Source organism: Thermomonas mangrovi (genome assembly GCF_028201335.1).
Lineage (GTDB): Bacteria > Pseudomonadota > Gammaproteobacteria > Xanthomonadales > Xanthomonadaceae > Thermomonas > Thermomonas mangrovi.
In genome coordinates, this window is record NZ_JAPEVV010000001.1 from 36,316 (window position 1) to 52,180 (window position 15,865).

General features: G+C 70.3%; 18 protein-coding genes and 2 pseudogenes. 5 read left to right on the forward strand and 15 right to left on the reverse strand.

The window, feature by feature from the left end; all coding sequences use genetic code 11:
- Positions 1-261, forward strand: a complete 261-nt coding sequence (locus ON759_RS00210; RefSeq protein ID WP_271678352.1) for a CBU_0592 family membrane protein — start codon at positions 1-3, stop codon at positions 259-261.
- Here ON759_RS00210 and rnt read toward each other — a convergent pair.
- The 14 genes from rnt to ON759_RS00280 form a co-directional block, all read right to left on the reverse strand.
- Positions 233-889: a ribonuclease T gene (gene rnt, locus ON759_RS00215; protein WP_271678353.1), complete on the reverse strand. Its 657-nt coding sequence runs from the start codon at positions 887-889 to the stop codon at positions 233-235. The two genes, ON759_RS00210 and rnt, sit on opposite strands and share 29 nt — an antisense overlap.
- 23 nt (positions 890-912) lie before the next feature.
- Positions 913-1,659 carry an HvfC family RiPP maturation protein gene (locus tag ON759_RS00220; RefSeq protein WP_271678354.1) on the reverse strand — a complete coding sequence of 249 codons (747 nt, stop codon included), beginning with the start codon at positions 1,657-1,659 and terminating at the stop codon, positions 913-915.
- The gene (locus tag ON759_RS00225) at positions 1,656-2,480 is read right to left on the reverse strand and encodes an HvfB family MNIO-type RiPP peptide maturase (protein WP_271678355.1); all 825 of its coding nucleotides are present in this window, start codon (positions 2,478-2,480) and stop codon (positions 1,656-1,658) included. The genes ON759_RS00220 and ON759_RS00225 overlap by 4 nt, the downstream gene beginning before the upstream one ends.
- Before the next feature lie 6 nt (positions 2,481-2,486).
- Complete coding sequence (locus tag ON759_RS00230) at positions 2,487-2,921, reverse strand: HvfA family oxazolone/thioamide-modified RiPP metallophore (protein ID WP_271678356.1); 435 nt, start codon at positions 2,919-2,921, stop codon at positions 2,487-2,489.
- 92 nt (positions 2,922-3,013) lie between these two features.
- Positions 3,014-3,715: a phosphate signaling complex protein PhoU gene (phoU, locus tag ON759_RS00235; protein ID WP_271678357.1), complete on the reverse strand. Its 702-nt coding sequence runs from the start codon at positions 3,713-3,715 to the stop codon at positions 3,014-3,016.
- Entirely contained in the window at positions 3,715-4,530 is an 816-nt protein-coding gene (pstB, locus tag ON759_RS00240) for a phosphate ABC transporter ATP-binding protein PstB (RefSeq protein ID WP_271678358.1), read from the reverse strand. The genes phoU and pstB overlap by 1 nt, the downstream gene beginning before the upstream one ends.
- Positions 4,531-4,549: 19 nt before the next feature.
- Positions 4,550-5,410, reverse strand: a complete 861-nt coding sequence (gene pstA / locus ON759_RS00245; RefSeq protein WP_271678359.1) for a phosphate ABC transporter permease PstA — start codon at positions 5,408-5,410, stop codon at positions 4,550-4,552.
- Positions 5,407-6,369 (reverse strand): phosphate ABC transporter permease subunit PstC, encoded by a 963-nt coding sequence (gene pstC, locus ON759_RS00250; RefSeq protein ID WP_271678360.1) that lies wholly within the window; start codon positions 6,367-6,369, stop codon positions 5,407-5,409. The genes pstA and pstC overlap by 4 nt, the downstream gene beginning before the upstream one ends.
- 31 nt (positions 6,370-6,400) lie before the next feature.
- Entirely contained in the window at positions 6,401-7,498 is a 1,098-nt protein-coding gene (gene pstS / locus ON759_RS00255; RefSeq protein WP_271678361.1) for a phosphate ABC transporter substrate-binding protein PstS, read from the reverse strand.
- A gap of 153 nt (positions 7,499-7,651) precedes the next feature.
- On the reverse strand, positions 7,652-8,719 hold the full coding sequence (gene pstS / locus ON759_RS00260; protein ID WP_374381859.1) for a phosphate ABC transporter substrate-binding protein PstS: 1,068 nt from the start codon (positions 8,717-8,719) through the stop codon (positions 7,652-7,654).
- 130 nt (positions 8,720-8,849) lie between these two features.
- Positions 8,850-10,079 carry an OprO/OprP family phosphate-selective porin gene (locus tag ON759_RS00265; RefSeq protein WP_271678362.1) on the reverse strand — a complete coding sequence of 410 codons (1,230 nt, stop codon included), beginning with the start codon at positions 10,077-10,079 and terminating at the stop codon, positions 8,850-8,852.
- Positions 10,080-10,147: 68 nt separating this feature from the next.
- Positions 10,148-10,882: an endonuclease III gene (gene nth / locus ON759_RS00270; RefSeq protein ID WP_271678363.1), complete on the reverse strand. Its 735-nt coding sequence runs from the start codon at positions 10,880-10,882 to the stop codon at positions 10,148-10,150.
- Entirely contained in the window at positions 10,879-11,268 is a 390-nt protein-coding gene (locus tag ON759_RS00275; protein WP_425608420.1) for a hypothetical protein, read from the reverse strand. Before ON759_RS00275 ends, nth begins: the two co-directional genes overlap by 4 nt.
- Positions 11,268-12,050, reverse strand: a complete 783-nt coding sequence (locus ON759_RS00280) for an enoyl-CoA hydratase/isomerase family protein (RefSeq protein ID WP_271678364.1) — start codon at positions 12,048-12,050, stop codon at positions 11,268-11,270. The genes ON759_RS00275 and ON759_RS00280 overlap by 1 nt, the downstream gene beginning before the upstream one ends.
- A gap of 217 nt (positions 12,051-12,267) precedes the next feature.
- Between ON759_RS00280 and ON759_RS00285 the strand changes: the two genes are divergently transcribed.
- From ON759_RS00285 to arsC, 4 genes and pseudogenes are all read left to right on the forward strand, one after another.
- Positions 12,268-12,996: an FKBP-type peptidyl-prolyl cis-trans isomerase N-terminal domain-containing protein gene (locus ON759_RS00285; protein WP_271678365.1), complete on the forward strand. Its 729-nt coding sequence runs from the start codon at positions 12,268-12,270 to the stop codon at positions 12,994-12,996.
- Positions 12,997-13,063: 67 nt separating this feature from the next.
- Positions 13,064-13,872, forward strand: a pseudogene (locus ON759_RS00290) (CoA pyrophosphatase).
- A 21-nt stretch (positions 13,873-13,893) separates the two neighbouring features.
- Positions 13,894-14,739 (forward strand): sulfurtransferase, encoded by an 846-nt coding sequence (locus tag ON759_RS00295; protein ID WP_271678366.1) that lies wholly within the window; start codon positions 13,894-13,896, stop codon positions 14,737-14,739.
- Between the two features lie 4 nt (positions 14,740-14,743).
- Positions 14,744-15,088 (forward strand): annotated as a pseudogene (gene arsC, locus ON759_RS00300) (arsenate reductase (glutaredoxin)); the annotation flags it as partial.
- Between the two features lie 18 nt (positions 15,089-15,106).
- On the opposite strand, the gene ON759_RS00305 reads toward arsC, so the two are convergent.
- Positions 15,107-15,865: an enoyl-CoA hydratase/isomerase family protein gene (locus tag ON759_RS00305; protein ID WP_271678368.1), complete on the reverse strand. Its 759-nt coding sequence runs from the start codon at positions 15,863-15,865 to the stop codon at positions 15,107-15,109.

The window sequence follows — 15,865 nt, forward strand, 5'->3', positions numbered from 1 at the left end:
ATGAACCTGCAGTGGTACGACTGGGTCGGGATGGGCGGCACCGTGCTGGTGGTCGCGGCCTTCTTCCTGCTGCAGGCCGGGCGCCTGCACGGCAACCGGCTGACCTACCAGCTGATGAACCTGTGCGGCGCGGGCGGCATCCTGGTCTCGTTGTGGGGCAGCTTCAACATCTCGGTGTTCCTGCTCGAGGCCACCTGGGTTGCGATCAGCGCCTACGGCATCGTCCGTTCGTTCAAGCAGCCGCCGGCGCCGCGGGGCTAGGCCAGGCGTTCGCGATCGCGCAGAACAGCTCGGCGGTGCGCTCGGCGTCGTACACCGCCGAATGCGCCTCGCGCCCGTCCCACGGAATGCCGGCCGCATGCACCGCGCGCGCCAGCACGGTCTGCCCGTAGGCCAGGCCGGCCATGGTCACGGTGTCGAACACGCTGAACGGATGGAACGGGTTGCGCTTGTGCTGCACCCGCGCGACCGCGGCGTTGAGGAAATTCAGGTCGAAGTGCGCGTTGTGCCCGACCAGGATCGCGCGCTGGCAGCCGTGCCGCTTGACCGCGGCGCGCACCGGCACGAACACCTTGTCCAGCCCGGTGCGTTCGTCCACCGCGAAGCGCAGCGGATGCCCCAGCTTGATGCCGGTGACTTCCAGCGACTTCGGGTCCACGCTGGTGCCCGGCGCGGGGTCGAGGTGCGCATGCGCCACCTCGCCCGGCACGAAGCGGCCCTCGGCATCCAGCTCGATCGGCACTGCGGCGATTTCCAGCAGGGCATGGCGGTTCCAGTCGAAGCCGCCGGTCTCGACATCGACCACCACCGGCAGGTAGCCGCGGAAGCGCGCGGCCATCGCGGAATGGCCGTCGTGGCCGACGGCCGGGGTGTTGTCGAGGTCTGTCATCGCGACAGGTTAATCGATGCGCATCAGTCGATGCGCGTGCCGGGGAGGACGCCTTCCTCGCGCAGGCGCGCAAGCATCGGCCGCGCCTCGTCGATGAAGGCCTCGGCATCCGCATGGCCGATGCCGGCGGCGAGCGACCGCAGGAGCGCGCGACCGCTGAGATCCTGGTTCGCGGCGATCGATTCCAGCAGCTGGTACAGCAACGGCGACAGCGTCGAAAAGCGCACTTCGCCGGAGGCCGCGCGGCGCAGCAACACCAGCGTGGGCGACGCGGGCGGGTCGGTGGGCTGGTGGCCGGGCCCGATCCGGTCGACCGGCCAGCGATACGCCAGCGGCCAGGCCAGCGGCGACAGCAGCGGGACGCCGTCGAGCAGGTCGCCCGCGGGGTCGTGCGGCGGCATCGGCGCGTCGCTGGACTGCAGGTCGGCCTCGGCCCATTCGTAATGCGCCAGCTCCGCCAGCCAGGGGCGGGCGGGATCGACCTGCGCCTCCGCGAGGAAGCCGACGAACTCCCCGCCCAGCGCGGGAAACAGCGGGGTGTGGCAGGCGTGCTCGACCAGGAAACGGCGCACCAGCGCCGCCCAGTCCGCTTCGCCGAGGGTGGCGCGGATCACCGGGAAACCATGGCCCAGCAAGCCGGCGATGTTGTTGAACACCAGCTCGCGGTAGACCGCCAGGCGGCGATCCTCGATGCCCGGCGGGACCGGTTGCGTGGCCGGGCTGCGCACGTGCGCGGCGAGGGCGTGCAATTGCGCCTGCAGCGTGTTCATGCGACCGCCGCCTGCAGCTGGCGCACCCGCGCGAGTTCCGCCAGCAACTCGGGCAACGGCGGGAAGTTGAAGTCGCGCTCCAGCAGGGTCGGGCGCACCCCGTGCGCGCGATAGGCATGCGCGAGCAGCGACCACACGTCGTCTTTCACCGCGGCGCCGTGGGTATCGATCTTGAGGTCGTCGGCCTCGTCGTAGTGGCCGGCGACGTGGTAGCTGGCGATCCGCGCGCCGGGCAGCGCGTCGATGAAGGCGCGCGCGTCGTAGCCGTGGTTGACCGCGTTCACGAAGACGTTGTTCACGTCGAGCAGGAGGTCGCAGCCGGCCTCGGACAGCACCGCGTTCACGAAGTCGGCTTCGGGCATCGCCTGCCACGGCGCGGCGTAGTAGCTGACGTTCTCCACCGCGATGCGCCGGCCCAGCACGTCCTGCACCCGGCGGATGCGCGCGGCGACGTGGTGGACCGCCTCGTCGGTGAACGGCAGCGGCAGCAGGTCGTAGAGGTGGCCACCCGCGCTGCAGTAGCTCAGGTGTTCGCTGTAGAGGACGACGTCGTGGCGTTCCAGGAAGTCGCTGGTCTGGCGCAGGAAGCCGGTGTCGAGCGGGTCCGGCCCGCCCAGCGAGAGCGACAGGCCGTGGCAGGCCAGCGGATGCCGCGACGCGAGTGCGGCGAAGCGTTCGCCGGCGCGGCCGCCGACCCCGATCCAGTTGTCCGGGGCGCACTCCAGAAAATCGAAGGCGCCCGCAGGCGCCTCGATCAATGCATCTAGCAGGGCGCGCCGCAGGCCGAGGCCGGCAGCGCGCGCGGGCAGCGCCTCAGCCACGCAGGCTCACTTCTTGGCGCCGCACTTGCCCTCGCCGCACTTGCCTTCCCCGCACTTGCCTTCGCCGGCCTTCATCTGCGCGTGGTGGGCGTCCATTTCGGCCTGGGTGATGAAGCCGTCGCCGTTGCCGTCGTGGGCGGCGAACTTGTCGTCCTTGCCGCCGTGCGCCGCGGCGAATTCCGCGCGCGACAGCTTGCCGTCCTTGTCGGTATCCATGTCGGCCATGCCGTGGTGGGCGGCCTTCGGCGCGGCCTGCTTGCCGCCGCACATGCCTTCGCCGCACTTGCCCTCGCCGCACTTGCCTTCCGCGGCCTTGGCGGCGGGCTTGGCGTCCTGCATGTAGCCGTGGGCCATGGCCTCCATGGTGAACAGGCTGCCGGCGACCAGGCTGCCGGCGGCAACGGCGACGACGAGGGACAGCGGCTTGCGGGTGCGGGACATGGCGGCTCCTGGCATGCGGTCGGGGTCTGGGAACGCGATCCTAGCGCGACCCCGGGCCGGCGGGCCAGCGCGGCGGGCGCAGGGTGATGCGTTCACACCACGGTGGTGCTGCTCTCGTCCCGCTTGTCGCGCGGCGGCATCAGATCGTCGCCATGCACCAGGAACCACACGTTCTCGGCGATGTTGGTCGCGTGGTCGCCGATCCGCTCCAGGTTCTTGGCCATGAACAGCAGGTGCGTGCACGGGGTGATCGCGCGCGCGTCCTCCATCATGTAGGTCAGCAGTTCGCGGAACAGCCCGGTGTACAGCGTGTCGAGCTCGGCGTCGTGGGCGCGCACGCGCAGCGCGGCCTCGCCGTCGCGGCGGGCGTAGGCGTCCAGCACTTCGCGCACCTGGCGCGCGGCCAGGCGGCCCAGCGCGTCCAGGCCGCGGGTGTGCGGCAGCGGCGGGGCGAGGTTCAGTGCCATCGAGCGCTTGGCGATGTTGGCCGCGAGGTCGCCGATCCGCTCGATGTCGGAGGCCACCCGCAGCGCGGCGAGGATGATGCGCAGGTCGGTCGCCATCGGGCCGCGGCGGATCAGCCGCACCACGTCCTGGTTGACCTGGTGCTCCAGCGCGTCGATCGCGTCGTCGTTGGCGATCACCCGCTCGGCGGCGCGGTCGTCGCGGCGCTCCAGCACGTCGAGCGCGGCTTCCAGCTGCGCCACCGACATTTCGCCCATGCAGATCAGCTCGTCCAGCAGCGCGGCCTGTTCCTGGTCGTAGCTCTTGACGATGTGGTTGTGCTCGTTCATCAGCCGAACCTGCCCGTGATGTAGTCCTCGGTCTGTTGCTTCGAGGGGTTGGAGAAAATCTGCTCGGTGGCGCCGTGCTCGATGAGGTCGCCCAGGTACATGAAGGCGGTGTAGTCGGAGACGCGCGCGGCCTGCTGCATGTTGTGGGTCACGATCATGATCGTGAAGTCGCGCTTGAGCTCCTCGACCAGCTGCTCGATGCGGCTGGTGGAGATCGGGTCCAGCGCCGAGGTCGGTTCGTCGAGCAGCAGCACGTCCGGCTTCAGCGCCACCGCGCGGGCGATGCAAAGGCGTTGCTGCTGGCCGCCGGACAGGCCCAGGCCGCTTTCCTTGAGCTTGTCCTTGACCTCGTCCCACAGCGCGGCCTGGCGCAGCGCCTGCTCCACGCGGACGTCCATCTCGGCCTTGCCCAGGCGCTCGTGGTGGCGGATGCCGTAAGCCACGTTTTCATAGATGGTCATCGGGAACGGCACCGGCTTCTGGAACACCATGCCGACCTTGCTGCGCAGCCGGTTCATCGGGTACTTCGGGTCGAGGATGTCCTCGCCGTCCAGCAGCACCTGGCCCTTGGCCTCGAGCTTCGGGTAGAGCGCGTAGATGCGGTTGAACACGCGCAGCAGGGTGGACTTGCCGCAGCCGGACGGGCCGATCAGCGCGGTCACCCGCTTCTCCGGCACGTCCAGGTGGATGTGCTTCACCGCATGGAACTTGTCGTACCAGAAGTTCAGGTCGCGCGCCGAGATCTTGGTGGCGGGCGCCTGCGCCGGTATCGCGCCGCGCGCCGGGGGGGCGACATCGAGGTGGAGGTCGGTCATGGCATGGGCCTGCGGGAAATTAGTCATGGGCGGGCTTGTTGCGCAGCAGGATCGCGCGCGCGCCCAGGCTGGTGGCGAGCACGAACAGGGTGACCAGCAACGCGCCGGCCCAGGCCAGGCGCTCCCAGTTCTCGTAGCCGGAGCCGGCGAACTTGTACATCACCAGCGGCACCGCGCTCATCGCGCCGGTCGGGTCGAGGCTGAAGAACTCGTTGCCGAAGGCCGTGAACAGCAGCGGCGCGGTCTCGCCGCTGATCCGCGCCAGTGCCAGCAGGATGCCGGTGACGATGCCGGGCAGGGCGCTGCGGTACAGCACCTGCATGGTCACCTTCCACTGCGGCACGCCGAGCGAGAGCGCGGCCTCGCGCATCTGCACCGGCACCAGCCGCAGCATCTCGTCGGTGGTGCGCACCACCACCGGCAGCACGATGAAGGCGAGCGCCAGCGCGCCGCCGATCGCGGAGAAGTTGCCGCCGGTCTGCATCACGAAGGCGGCGTACACGAACAGGCCCAGCACGATCGACGGCGCCGACAGCAGGATGTCGTTGACGAAGCGCACCACCGTGCCCAGCCTGCGGTTGTTGCCGACCTCGGCCAGCCAGGTGCCGGCCGCGATGCCAAGCGGGGTGCCGATCAGCACGCCCATGCCGCACATCATCAGGCTGCCGACGATGGCGTTGCGCAGGCCGCCTTCCTCCAGCGGCGGCGGCTGGTCCTGGGTGAACAGCGCGAGGTTGAGGTTGGCCAGGCCCTTGCTCAGCAGGGTCCACAGGATCCACGCCAGGAATGCCAGCCCGAACACCGCGGCCGCGCAGGCCAGCACGATGGCGACGGCATTGACCAAGCGGCGGCGGCGGTAGAGCGAGGTGGAGGCGCTCATCGGTTGCCTTCCTTGCGCGACAGGTTCAGCAGCATCAGGCGGGCCAGCGCGAGTACCACGAAGGTCACGATGAAGAGCACGAAGCCGAGCAGCAGCAGGGCCGATCGGTACTGCTCGGTGGCCTCACCAAAGTCGTTGGCGATCAGCGCGGCGATGGTGGTGGACGGCTCCAGCAGGGACGCGGTGAACGAGACGCTGTTGCCGATCACGAAGGCGACCGCCATGGTCTCGCCGAGCGCGCGGCCGAGGCCGAGGAACACGCCGCCGATCACCGCCGAGCGGGTGTAGGGCAGCACGATGTCCCAGCTCACTTCCCACTTGGTCGCGCCGAGCGCGTAGGCGGATTCCTTCAGGCGCGCGGGCACGGTGAGGAACACCTCGCGCATCACCGAGGAAATGAACGGGATCACCATGATCGACAGCACGATGCCCGAGGTCAGCATGCCGGCGCCGATCGGCGGGCCGCGGAACAGCGCGCCGACCACCGGCAGCGGGCCGACGTGCGCGTCCAGCCACGGGATCAGGTGCTCGCGCATGACCGGCATCAGCACGAAGAAGCCCCACATGCCATAGATGATCGAGGGGATGCCGGCCAGCAGTTCGATCGCGGTCCCGATCGGCGTGCGCAACCAGCGCGGCGCGACCTCGGTCAGGAAGAAGGCGATGCCGAAGCTGACCGGCACCGCGATCAGCATCGCGATCACCGCGGTCACGATGGTGCCGTAGATCGGCACGAGCGCGCCGTACTTGTCCTCGACCGGGTTCCAGTCGCTGGACAGGAAGAAGTCGAGGCCTTCGTGCGCCAGCACGCTGCGGCCGCCCCACAGCATCGACAGGGCGGCGCCGGCCAGGGTGACCAGGACGAACAGCGCGGTCGCGGTCAGGATCCAGCGGAAGCGGCGGTCGGCGCGCGCGTCGGCGATGTCGCGCGCCGACGCAGGGGGGGCGAGGGTCGTCATGCGGGTGCTCGGCGGGCGATGCGGGCCTGGGTTACTTCAGCTGTTCCGACCAGTACGCCTCGACCTGCTGCACCAGGTCCGCCGGCAGCGGCACGTAGTCCAGCGACTTCGCCTGCCCGGTGCCGTCCTTCCAGGCCCAGCGGAAGAAGTCCTGCGCGGCCTTGGCCGCGGCGGCGTCGCGCGGCTGCTTGCGCATCAGGATGAAGTTGGTCGCGGTGATCGGCCATGCCTGTGCGCCTGGCGCGTTGGTGATCACCAGGCTGAAGTCCCTGGCGGACGTCCAGTCGGCGCTCTCGGCGGCGGCGGCGAACGAGGCCGCGCTGGGCTGCACCCAGTTGCCGGCGGCGTTCTGCATGTCGGCATGCGCCATCTTGTTCTGCAGCGCGTAGGACAGCTCGACGTAGCCGATCGCGCCCTTCAGCTGCTTGACGTAGGAGGCGACGCCCTCGTTGCCCTTGCCGCCGACGCTGCTGCCCGGCCATTCGACGGTGGTGCCTTCGCCGACCTTGGCCTTCCAGTCCGCGCTGACCTTGCTCAGGTAGTTGGTGAAGTTGAAGGTGGTGCCGGAGCCGTCCGAGCGGCGCACCACGTTGATCTTCAGCGCCGGCAGCGCCACGCCCGGGTTGGCGGCGGCGATCGCGGCGTCGTTCCACATCGTGACCTTGCCGAGGTAGATGTCGGCGAGCAGGGCGCCGGTGAGGCGCAGCGCGCCGGCCTGGATGCCCGGCAGGTTGACCACCGGCACCACGCCGCCGATGGTCGAGGGGAACTGCACCAGCCCGTCCCGGGCCAGTTCTTCCGGCGCCAGCGGCTTGTCCGAGGAGCCGAAGTCGACGGTGCCGGCCTTGATCTGGGCGATGCCGCCGCCGGAGCCGATCGACTGGTAGTTGACCTTGTTGCCGGTGGCCTTGGCGTAGTCCGCCGACCACTTGGAGATCAGCGGGTACACGAAGCTCGCGCCCGCGCCGGTGATGTGCGCGGCGACCTTGTCGCCCGCCGGGGCGGTATCGGCGGTCGGTGCGGCGCCCGGCGCGTTGCCGGCGGCCGGTGCGGCGTCCTGCTTGCAGGCCGCCAGCCCGAGGGCGAGGCAGAGGCCGAGGGTGGCAAGGCGGGGCAGGGTCGCGGTCATGGCGGGAATCCGGGCATTCGGGTGGGTTGCGACATGAAATGATGTTTTTGTGACACGCCGATGACAGCGATCGACCGCGTTGGTGCGCGCGTCATGCAACAAAAAAGGGCGGGCCCGGAGGCCCGCCCGCACATGCACCCGTGGTCAGCGGGGTCAGTACTTGAGTTCCTTGCTCCAGTAGCCTTCGATCTGCTGGACCAGGGCGTCCGGCAGCGGCACGTAGTCCAGCGACTTGGCCTGGCCGTCGCCGTTCGCGTACACCCACTCGAAGAAGGCCTTGGCGTTGGCCGCGCCGGACGGGTTCTTCGGCGACTTGTGCATCAGGATGAAGTTGGTCGCGGTGATCGGCCAGCTGTTCTCGCCGGCGGCATTGGTCATGACCAGGTAGAAATCGCGGACCTTGCCCCAGTCGGCGTTGGCGGCGGCGGCGGAGAAGGTGTCGTCGTTCGGGTTGACGTAGTTGCCGGCCGCGTTCTTCAGGCGGCTGTAGGTCAGCTTCTGCTGCAACGCGAACGAGAGCTCGACGTAGCCGATCGAGCCGTTGATCTGCTTCACGTAGGCGGTGACGCCCTCGTTGCCCTTGCCGCCGATGCCGACCGGCCACTGCACCGCGGTGCCTTCGCCGACCTGCGCCTTCCAGTCCGGGCTCACCTTCGACAGGTAGTTGGTGAAGTTGAAGCTGGTGCCCGAACCGTCGGAGCGGTGCACCACGGTGATCTTGAGGTCGGGCAGCTTGAGCCCGCCGTTCAGGGCGACGATGCGCGGGTCGTTCCACTTGGTGACCTTGCCGAGGAAGATGTCGGCCAGCAGGTCGCCATCCAGCTTCATCGCGCCGGCCTGGATGCCCGGGACCTTCAGCACCGGCACCACGCCGCCGATCACCGACGGGAACTGCGCGAGGCCGAACTTGTCCAGCTCCTCGGGCTTCAACGGCGCGTCGGAGGAACCGAAATCGACGGTGCCGGCCTTGATCTGGGCGATGCCGCCGCCGGAGCCGATGGACTGGTAGTTGACCTTCTTGCCGGTGGCCTTGGCGTAGTCCGCCGACCACTTCGACATGACCGGGTACACGAAGGAGGCGCCGGCGCCGGTGGCGTCGGCCGCGATGGCGTTGCCGGCGAGGCTGGTCGCCAGCGCAAGGGCGGCGAGGCGGAACAATGGGGTCTTGGACACGGAGGACTCCTGGTGGGCGATCCGGGGCGATGCCCGGCTGGCGCCCATTGCATAACCGTTGCATGACACCCGCATGGACGCGGGATGACAGTGCGATGACAGGGCGCGTCGCGCGGCCACGAAAAAGGGCGCGGCTGTTGCCGCGCCCTTCGGGCATCGCGAGCGGGTGTTGGCGCGCTTACCAGTAGAACTGCGCGCGGAACTCGACGATGCTGGGGTTGTCCTCGACGATGCGCTTCTGCGCGCTGATGTAGCGGCTGCTGTCGACCTTCACGTAGTTCAGGGCGAACTTGAAGTTCGACCGCCAGTACATGTTGGCGCCGACGGTCCAGGTGTCCATCTGGCCGCCGAGCACGCCGGTCACCACGGGGGTGGCGCCGGAGGTGTCGAGGTTGCCGTCGTCGAGGTCGATGGTGTCGTAGCGCAGGCCCAGCTGCCACATGCCGGTGGCGGGTTCGTTGGGCAGCGGCGTGGTCGGCACGCCGGCCTTGTAGCCCCAGGTTTCGCCGGTGATGTTCCAGACCGCGGCCACGTAGGCGCCGCTGCCGGTGAAGTCGGGGCGGCCGGCGCCGCGCGAGGTGCGGGTGCGCATGTATTCGCCCTGCAGCTTGACCGGGCCGCCGACCCAGAACGCCTCCAGGCCGGTGGTCGTGTTGCGGTCGGCGTCGACCAGGTTGCCGGTGTCGACCAGGCGCGCAGCGGCCAGGTCGGCGCCAGGACGGGCGCGCCAGCGCGCGGTGTCGTCGAGGTTGGCGCCGCCCAGGGTCGAGAGTTCGGGCTTGTAGGACACGTAGCTCAGGCCGAGGTGCAGGATCTTGCCGGCCTCGTTGATCGGCGCCCAGGTGCCGCGCACGCCATAACCCTGGCCGGCGGCGAGGCCGTGCTTCAGCTCGCGGTCGAAGTAGGCGGCGTTGACGCCCCAGTTCGCGTCGCCATAGCCGTAGCCAATGCCGACGCGGCGCGCGATGCCCCAGGTGTTGGTGATCATCGACTTCGCGACGAAGTCGTTGTTCTTGGTGGAGCTGAGCTCCTCCAGGCTGTTCGGCTGCTTGAACTGGCCGAACTGCAGGTAGTGGTTGCCGTTGCCGCCGATCTTGTACTTGACGTTGGTGTCCAGCCACTTGTCGGCCTTGGCGTCGTAGCCCACGACCCACTCGAAGTTGCCCGGGCCCTTGCCCTTCAGCACCAGCTCCGCACGGCGCATCTCGAAATCGGCGTCGCGACCGTCCTGCGGGTCGCTGTTGAGGTTGGCGAAGTCGCTGTTGAACCAGTTGGCATCGGCCTGCAACAGGCCTTCGAAGGTGATTTCGGAACCGCCGATGACGTCGATCGGCACTTCGGCCTGGGCGGCGGGCGCGGCGAGCGCGGCCAGCAGGGCCAGCGGGAGGGTGCGGCGGATGGGGAGCATGGAAGGGGCCTTGTCGGAAAGGCGGCGCAGGGCCGCATTGGCGCGCAGCCTAGGGCGTGAATCTTTCGTTATTGTGACAGCGCTGTCTTTTTCCCGACATGCGGCCGCCATGCACTGTCGCGGTGCGCCAGCGGAGCCTTCGCCGGCCAGCGGCACAGGTCGTGCAGGAGGCAGTGCGCGCAATCCGGGGTGCGCGCCTTGCAGGTGTAGCGCCCGTGCAGGATCAGCCAGTGGTGGGCGTCGCGCGCGAATTCCGCGGGCACCAGCCGGACCAGCTTGTCCTCGACCGTGCGCACGTCCTTGCCCGGTGCCAGCCCGATGCGGTTGGCGACCCGGAAGATATGCGTGTCGACGGCGATGGTCGGTTCGCCGAACGCGGTGTTCAGGACCACGTTCGCGGTCTTGCGGCCCACGCCGGGCAGGGCCTCGAGCGCCTCGCGGCTGCGCGGCACCTCTCCGGCATGGCGTTCCAGCAGCAGGCGCGAGAGCGCGACCACGTTCGCCGCCTTGGCGTTGAACAGGCCGATGGTGCTGATGTACGCCTTCAGCGCATCTTCGCCCAGCGCGACGATCGCCGCCGGGGTATTGGCCACCGGGAACAGGCGGCGGGTGGCCTTGTTCACGCCGACATCAGTGGCCTGCGCCGAGAGCACCACCGCGACCAGCAGTTCGAACGGCGAGCTGTAGTTGAGTTCGGTGGTGGGGGTCGGGTTGGCGTCGCGCAGGCGCGTGAACAGCTCGGCGATCTGCGCGCGGGTGAGCTTGCTGCCGCGCACCGCGCGCGCGGGTTGCGCCGGGCTCATGCGCGGCGGTCCCGGGCCTTGGCCAGGGCCCGCGCCAGCGCGTCGGCGGCGGCAGTGGGCAGGGCAGGGGCGGCGTGCGCCGACGCCTCGGCCAGGCGTGGCAGGGGCGCGCTGCGCGCGGCCTCGCGTTCGGCCTTGCGCCGTGCCAGCCGCAGCGTCCGCGCGCGATGCCGTTCGCGGGCGGCAAGCGCGCTGCGGCGCGCCTGCGCGGCGGCATGCAGGCGGGCGTTGCAAGCCGGCGGGCAGGCGTCGCAGCCGGCGGCCTCCAGCAACCCCGCGTCGAGCGCGGCATCGATGGCATCCATCGCCAGCAGGGCCAGCAACGCATGCGCCGGCGCGCCCGCGTCGGCGTTGCAGCCGCAATGCGGGCAGGCCGCGGGCGTCATCAGCGACCGCTGAACGCGGGCTTGCGCTTGGCCAGGAACGCGCCGGTGCCCTCGCGCATGTCGTCCGTGGAGAACACCAGGCCGAACTGCGCGGCCTCGTACTCCAGGCCTTCCTCCAGCCCGCATTCGCCGCCGACGTTCACGCAGTCCAGCATCCCGCGCAGGGCGAGCGGGGCGGACGACGCCAGTTGCGCGGCGAGTTTCATGGTCTCCGCCTCGAGCTCCGCCGCCGGCACCACCCGGTTGACGATGCCGAGCTGGAGGGCGCGTTCGGCGCCGATCGGTGCGCCGGTCAGGCACAGCTCCAGCGTCGCCGCGCGGCCGCACAGCCGCAGCAGGCGCTGGGTGCCGCCGAAGCCCGGGATCAGGCCCAGGTTGATCTCCGGCTGCCCGACCTTGGCGGTGTCGGCGGCGATGCGCAGGTGGCAGCACATCGCCAGTTCCAGGCCGCCGCCCAGGGCGAAGCCGTTGACCATCGCGATCACCGGCTTGGGCAGGCGTTCGACCCGGCGCATCATCCGCGTGCCGCGCAGCGAGAAGTCGCGGCCCTGCACCGGGGTGAGCGCATTCATCTCGGCGATGTCGGCACCGGCGACGAACGCCTTTGGGCCCGCGCCGGTGAGCACCACCACGCGGACGGTGTCGTCCGCGGCGGCGGCGGCGAAGGCGGCGTCGAGGGCGTCGAGGGTGGCGGCGTTGAGCGCGTTCAGCTTGTCCGGGCGGTTCACGCGCAGGGTGCGGATGCCATCGGCGTCGTCGACGAGGAGCAGCGGTTCGGTCATCGGAGTCTTGTTCAGGGGGCGGACGGGTGGCCGGGAACTTCCGCCGCGACGGGCGGGTCAAGCAACCGGCTTCGGTGGCGATGCAGCGCCGTGGCCGGTATCCTAGCGTGTCTTGCCGGCATGGTCGGCGGGTCACATGAAGCACCGCGCGGCGGCCTGCGTGCGGTTCGAGGGCGGCGCGAGCCGCCCCTAATTTTGAGCTGAGACGAGGTTGTTGATGAAGTTTCGCGTGCTTGCGGTCGCCCTCGCGGCCATGACCCTCACCGTCGGCCTGGCGTCGGCGCAGACCAAGCCGGCCAGCCCGGCCCCCGCGGCGAAGCCGGCCGGCACCCCCGCCGCCGCGCCGGTCGTCGACAAGAGCCACGCGAGCTACGCCTTCGGCTGGCAGCTGGGCCAGGAACTGGCGAACACCGAGGAGCCGGTCGACATCGCCGCCGCGGTGCGCGGCCTGCAGGACGCCTATGCCAAGAAGCAGCCGGCGTACACGCAGGAGCAGCTGAGCGCGGCCTACGCCGGCTTCCAGCAGCGCGTCCAGCAGAAGATGGAGGCCGCCTTCCGCAAGGCGCTGGCCGACAATCAGGCGCAGTCCACCGACTTCGTGACCAAGTACAAGGCGCAGCAGGGCGTCATCACCCTGCCCAGCGGCATCATGTACCGCGTGGCCAAGCCGGGCACCGGCGCCAAGGCCACCGCCAACAGCCAGGTCGAGATCGCGTTCCGCAGCTTCCTCGCCGCGGTCGGCGTGCCGCTCAGCAACGTGCAGACCCCGCAGCCGTTCAAGGTCGCCGACGCGCCGATCCCGGCCCTGAAGGAAACCATCCCGCTGATGCAGCAGGGCGCGGTCTGGGAGATCGTGGTCCCGCCGGGCAAGGGCGTGGGCGCCCAGAACCAGCAGCTGAACCAGCAGGCGATCGCCATCCAGGTCGAGCTGGGCGCGGTGAAGTAACCCGCGGGCGCACCTGCCTGCTCCCGATGCGCCGGTTCGCCCGGCGCATCGCGTTTTCCGGAATGCCATGACGTTTCAATACCGCGCCGTGCTCAGCCCCTGCATCGGCATCTGCACCATCGACGACGACGGCTTCTGCAAGGGCTGCCATCGCACCGGCGACGAGATCGCGCACTGGCCGCTGATGAACGACGATGCACGCCTGCGCCTGATGGAAGACGTGCTGCCCCGGCGCGCGGCGGGGCGGAAGCCGGCCTGATGCCGGATCCGGTCCTGCTCGAACGCTTGCGGCGTGCGGTCCATCCGCTCGATGCGGCGCCGGGCGGCGATCCCTGGAACCTCGAGGAACTGCAAGGCCTGCTTTCCCCGGGCATGCCCAGGGAGGCCGCGGTCCTGCTCGGCGTGGTCGACCGGCCCTCCGCGCCGAGCGTGCTGATGACGCGTCGCCACGACGGGCTGCGCCACCATGCCGGGCAGGTCAGCCTGCCGGGCGGCCGCATCGAACCCGATGACCGCGATCCCGCCGCGGCGGCGCTGCGCGAGGCCTCGGAGGAAGTCGGCCTGGACCCCGTGCAGGCCACCGTGCTGGGCTACCTCGATCCGCTGCTGACGATCACCGGCTTCCGCGTGGTGCCGGTGCTGGCGATGATCGATGCGGAGTTCACGCCGGTGCCCGATCCCGCCGAAGTCGCCGACGTGTTCGAGGTCCCGCTGGCGTTGCTGCTGGACCCCGACCGGCTTGAACGGATCGAACTCCAGTTCGGCGGGAGGCCGCGCAGCGTGCTCCAATACCGTTACCCACCACAGCGGATCTGGGGCGTGACCGCCTCGATCCTGTTCAACCTGCGCGAACGCCTGGCGCATGCCGGGGGCTGAGCCCCCTGAGGAGGTGCCTCGATGGCTGGATGGACAACCCTGGTGCAACCCGAAACCCTGGCGATCGGCCTGGGGCGTGGCGACCTGGCGATCGTCGATTGCCGCTTCTCGCTGCTGGACCCGGCGGCCGGCGAACAGGCCTACCTGACCTCGCACCTTCCGGGTGCGGTGTACGCGCACCTCGAACGCGACCTGTCGGACATGGATCGCCATGGCGAGGGTCGGCATCCGTGGCCGTCGGCAGCCGCGTTCAGCGAGCGCCTCTCGCGCTGGGGAATCGATCCGCGCATCCAGGTGGTCGCTTACGACGACGGCGACGGCGCGCACGCCGCGCGCCTGTGGTTCCTGTTGCGCGCGTTGGGGCATGCGAAGGCTGCGGTCCTGGATGGTGGCTGGTCGCGTTGGACCGCGCTGGGACTGCCGGTGTCCTCGGCGCCCTCAGCGCCGGCGCGGCGTACCTACGCCGGCAGCTTCGATGCGGCGCGCTTGTGCGATGCCGATGCCGTCCAGGCCCATCTCGCGAGGGGCGGCATGTTGCTCGATGCCCGCGCCGCGCCGCGCTTCCGTGGCGAGCAGGAGCCGCTCGACCGGATCGCCGGCCACGTGCCGGGGGCGGTCAACCGACCGTATGCCGACAACCTCGCGAACGGCCAGTTCAAGAGCGCGATGCAGCTTGCCGCCGAGTTCCGCGCGCTGCTCGGCGAACGCCCGGGCAGCGACGTGGTCGCGATGTGCGGCTCCGGCGTCACCGCCTGCCACAACCTGCTGGCGATGGAACGCGCCGGGCTGAAGGGTGGGCGCCTGTACACCGGCTCGTGGAGCGGCTGGATCAGCGATCCCGCGCGTCCCGTGGCGACCGGGGGCTGAGCCGGTGTCGGTGGTGATCTGGCATCGCCCGGCGTGCAGCAATGCGCGGGGTGCGCTGGCGCTGATCCGCGCGGCCGGGATCGAGCCGGAGATCGTCGATTACGTGGCGCATCCGCCGTCGGTGGAAGCGCTGCGCGCGGCGATCGCCGCGGCCGGGCTCGGCGTGCGCGAGGCGATTCGCGACAAGGAGCCGGACTACACGGCCCGCGGCCTCGGCGATCCGGCCTTGGCGGACGACGCCTTGTTGGCGGCGATGGTCGCGGCGCCGATCCTGATCAACCGGCCCTTCGTGTTCACGCCCAAGGGCGTGCGCCTGTGCCGGCCGCCCGAACGGGTCCTCGACCTGCTCTAGCGCGCCAAGTGCCGGTTACTTGCCGATGCGCGCCAGCATCGCGCGCAGGCCGGCCTGGGTATCGGGCTGCATCCAGTCGGCAACGAAGCGGGGCAGGTCGATGCGCGCCGCGCGCAGGCAGTCGACCGCATCCGCGCGTGCGATCCGGCGGGTCTCCAGCATCGGCGTGCGCGGCAGTTGCAGCAGGCCCTGGAGCCAGGCGATGGCGCGCACCTCGACCTCGTCGATGCCGGCGAGCTCGTCCACCAGGCCGATCCGCGACGCTTCGGCTGCATCGACCATCGCGCCGGCGACCAGCAGGCGTTCCGCGCGATGCCGTCCCACGCAGCGCGCAAGCAGCGCCTGGATGCCCTCCGGCGCGACCAGCCCGACCTGGGTTTCGTTCAGGCCGATGCGGAACGGTCCTTCGGCCATGATCCGGTAGTCGCAGCACAGGGCCAGCACGCAGCCGCCGGCGGGCGCGTGCCCGGCCATCGCCGCGACCACCGGTACCGGCGCGCCCAGCAGCGCCCGCGCGGCCTCGAAGAAATCGGTCCAGGCGCCGAGCAGGGCATCGCCGTCCTCGCCCAGCGACAGCAGGTGCGGCACGTCCAGTCCCGCCGAGAACACCTTCTGCCCGCCTGCCAGCACCAGGCCTTGCGCACCCTCCGCGAGCGCGTCGGCGATCGCCGCGGTGAGCGCGCGGCACAGGGCCGGGTCCAGCGCATTGACCGGGGGGCGGGCCATGCGCAGCACGTGGATGTCGCCGTGGCGGGTGGTCTCGATCAGGGGCAT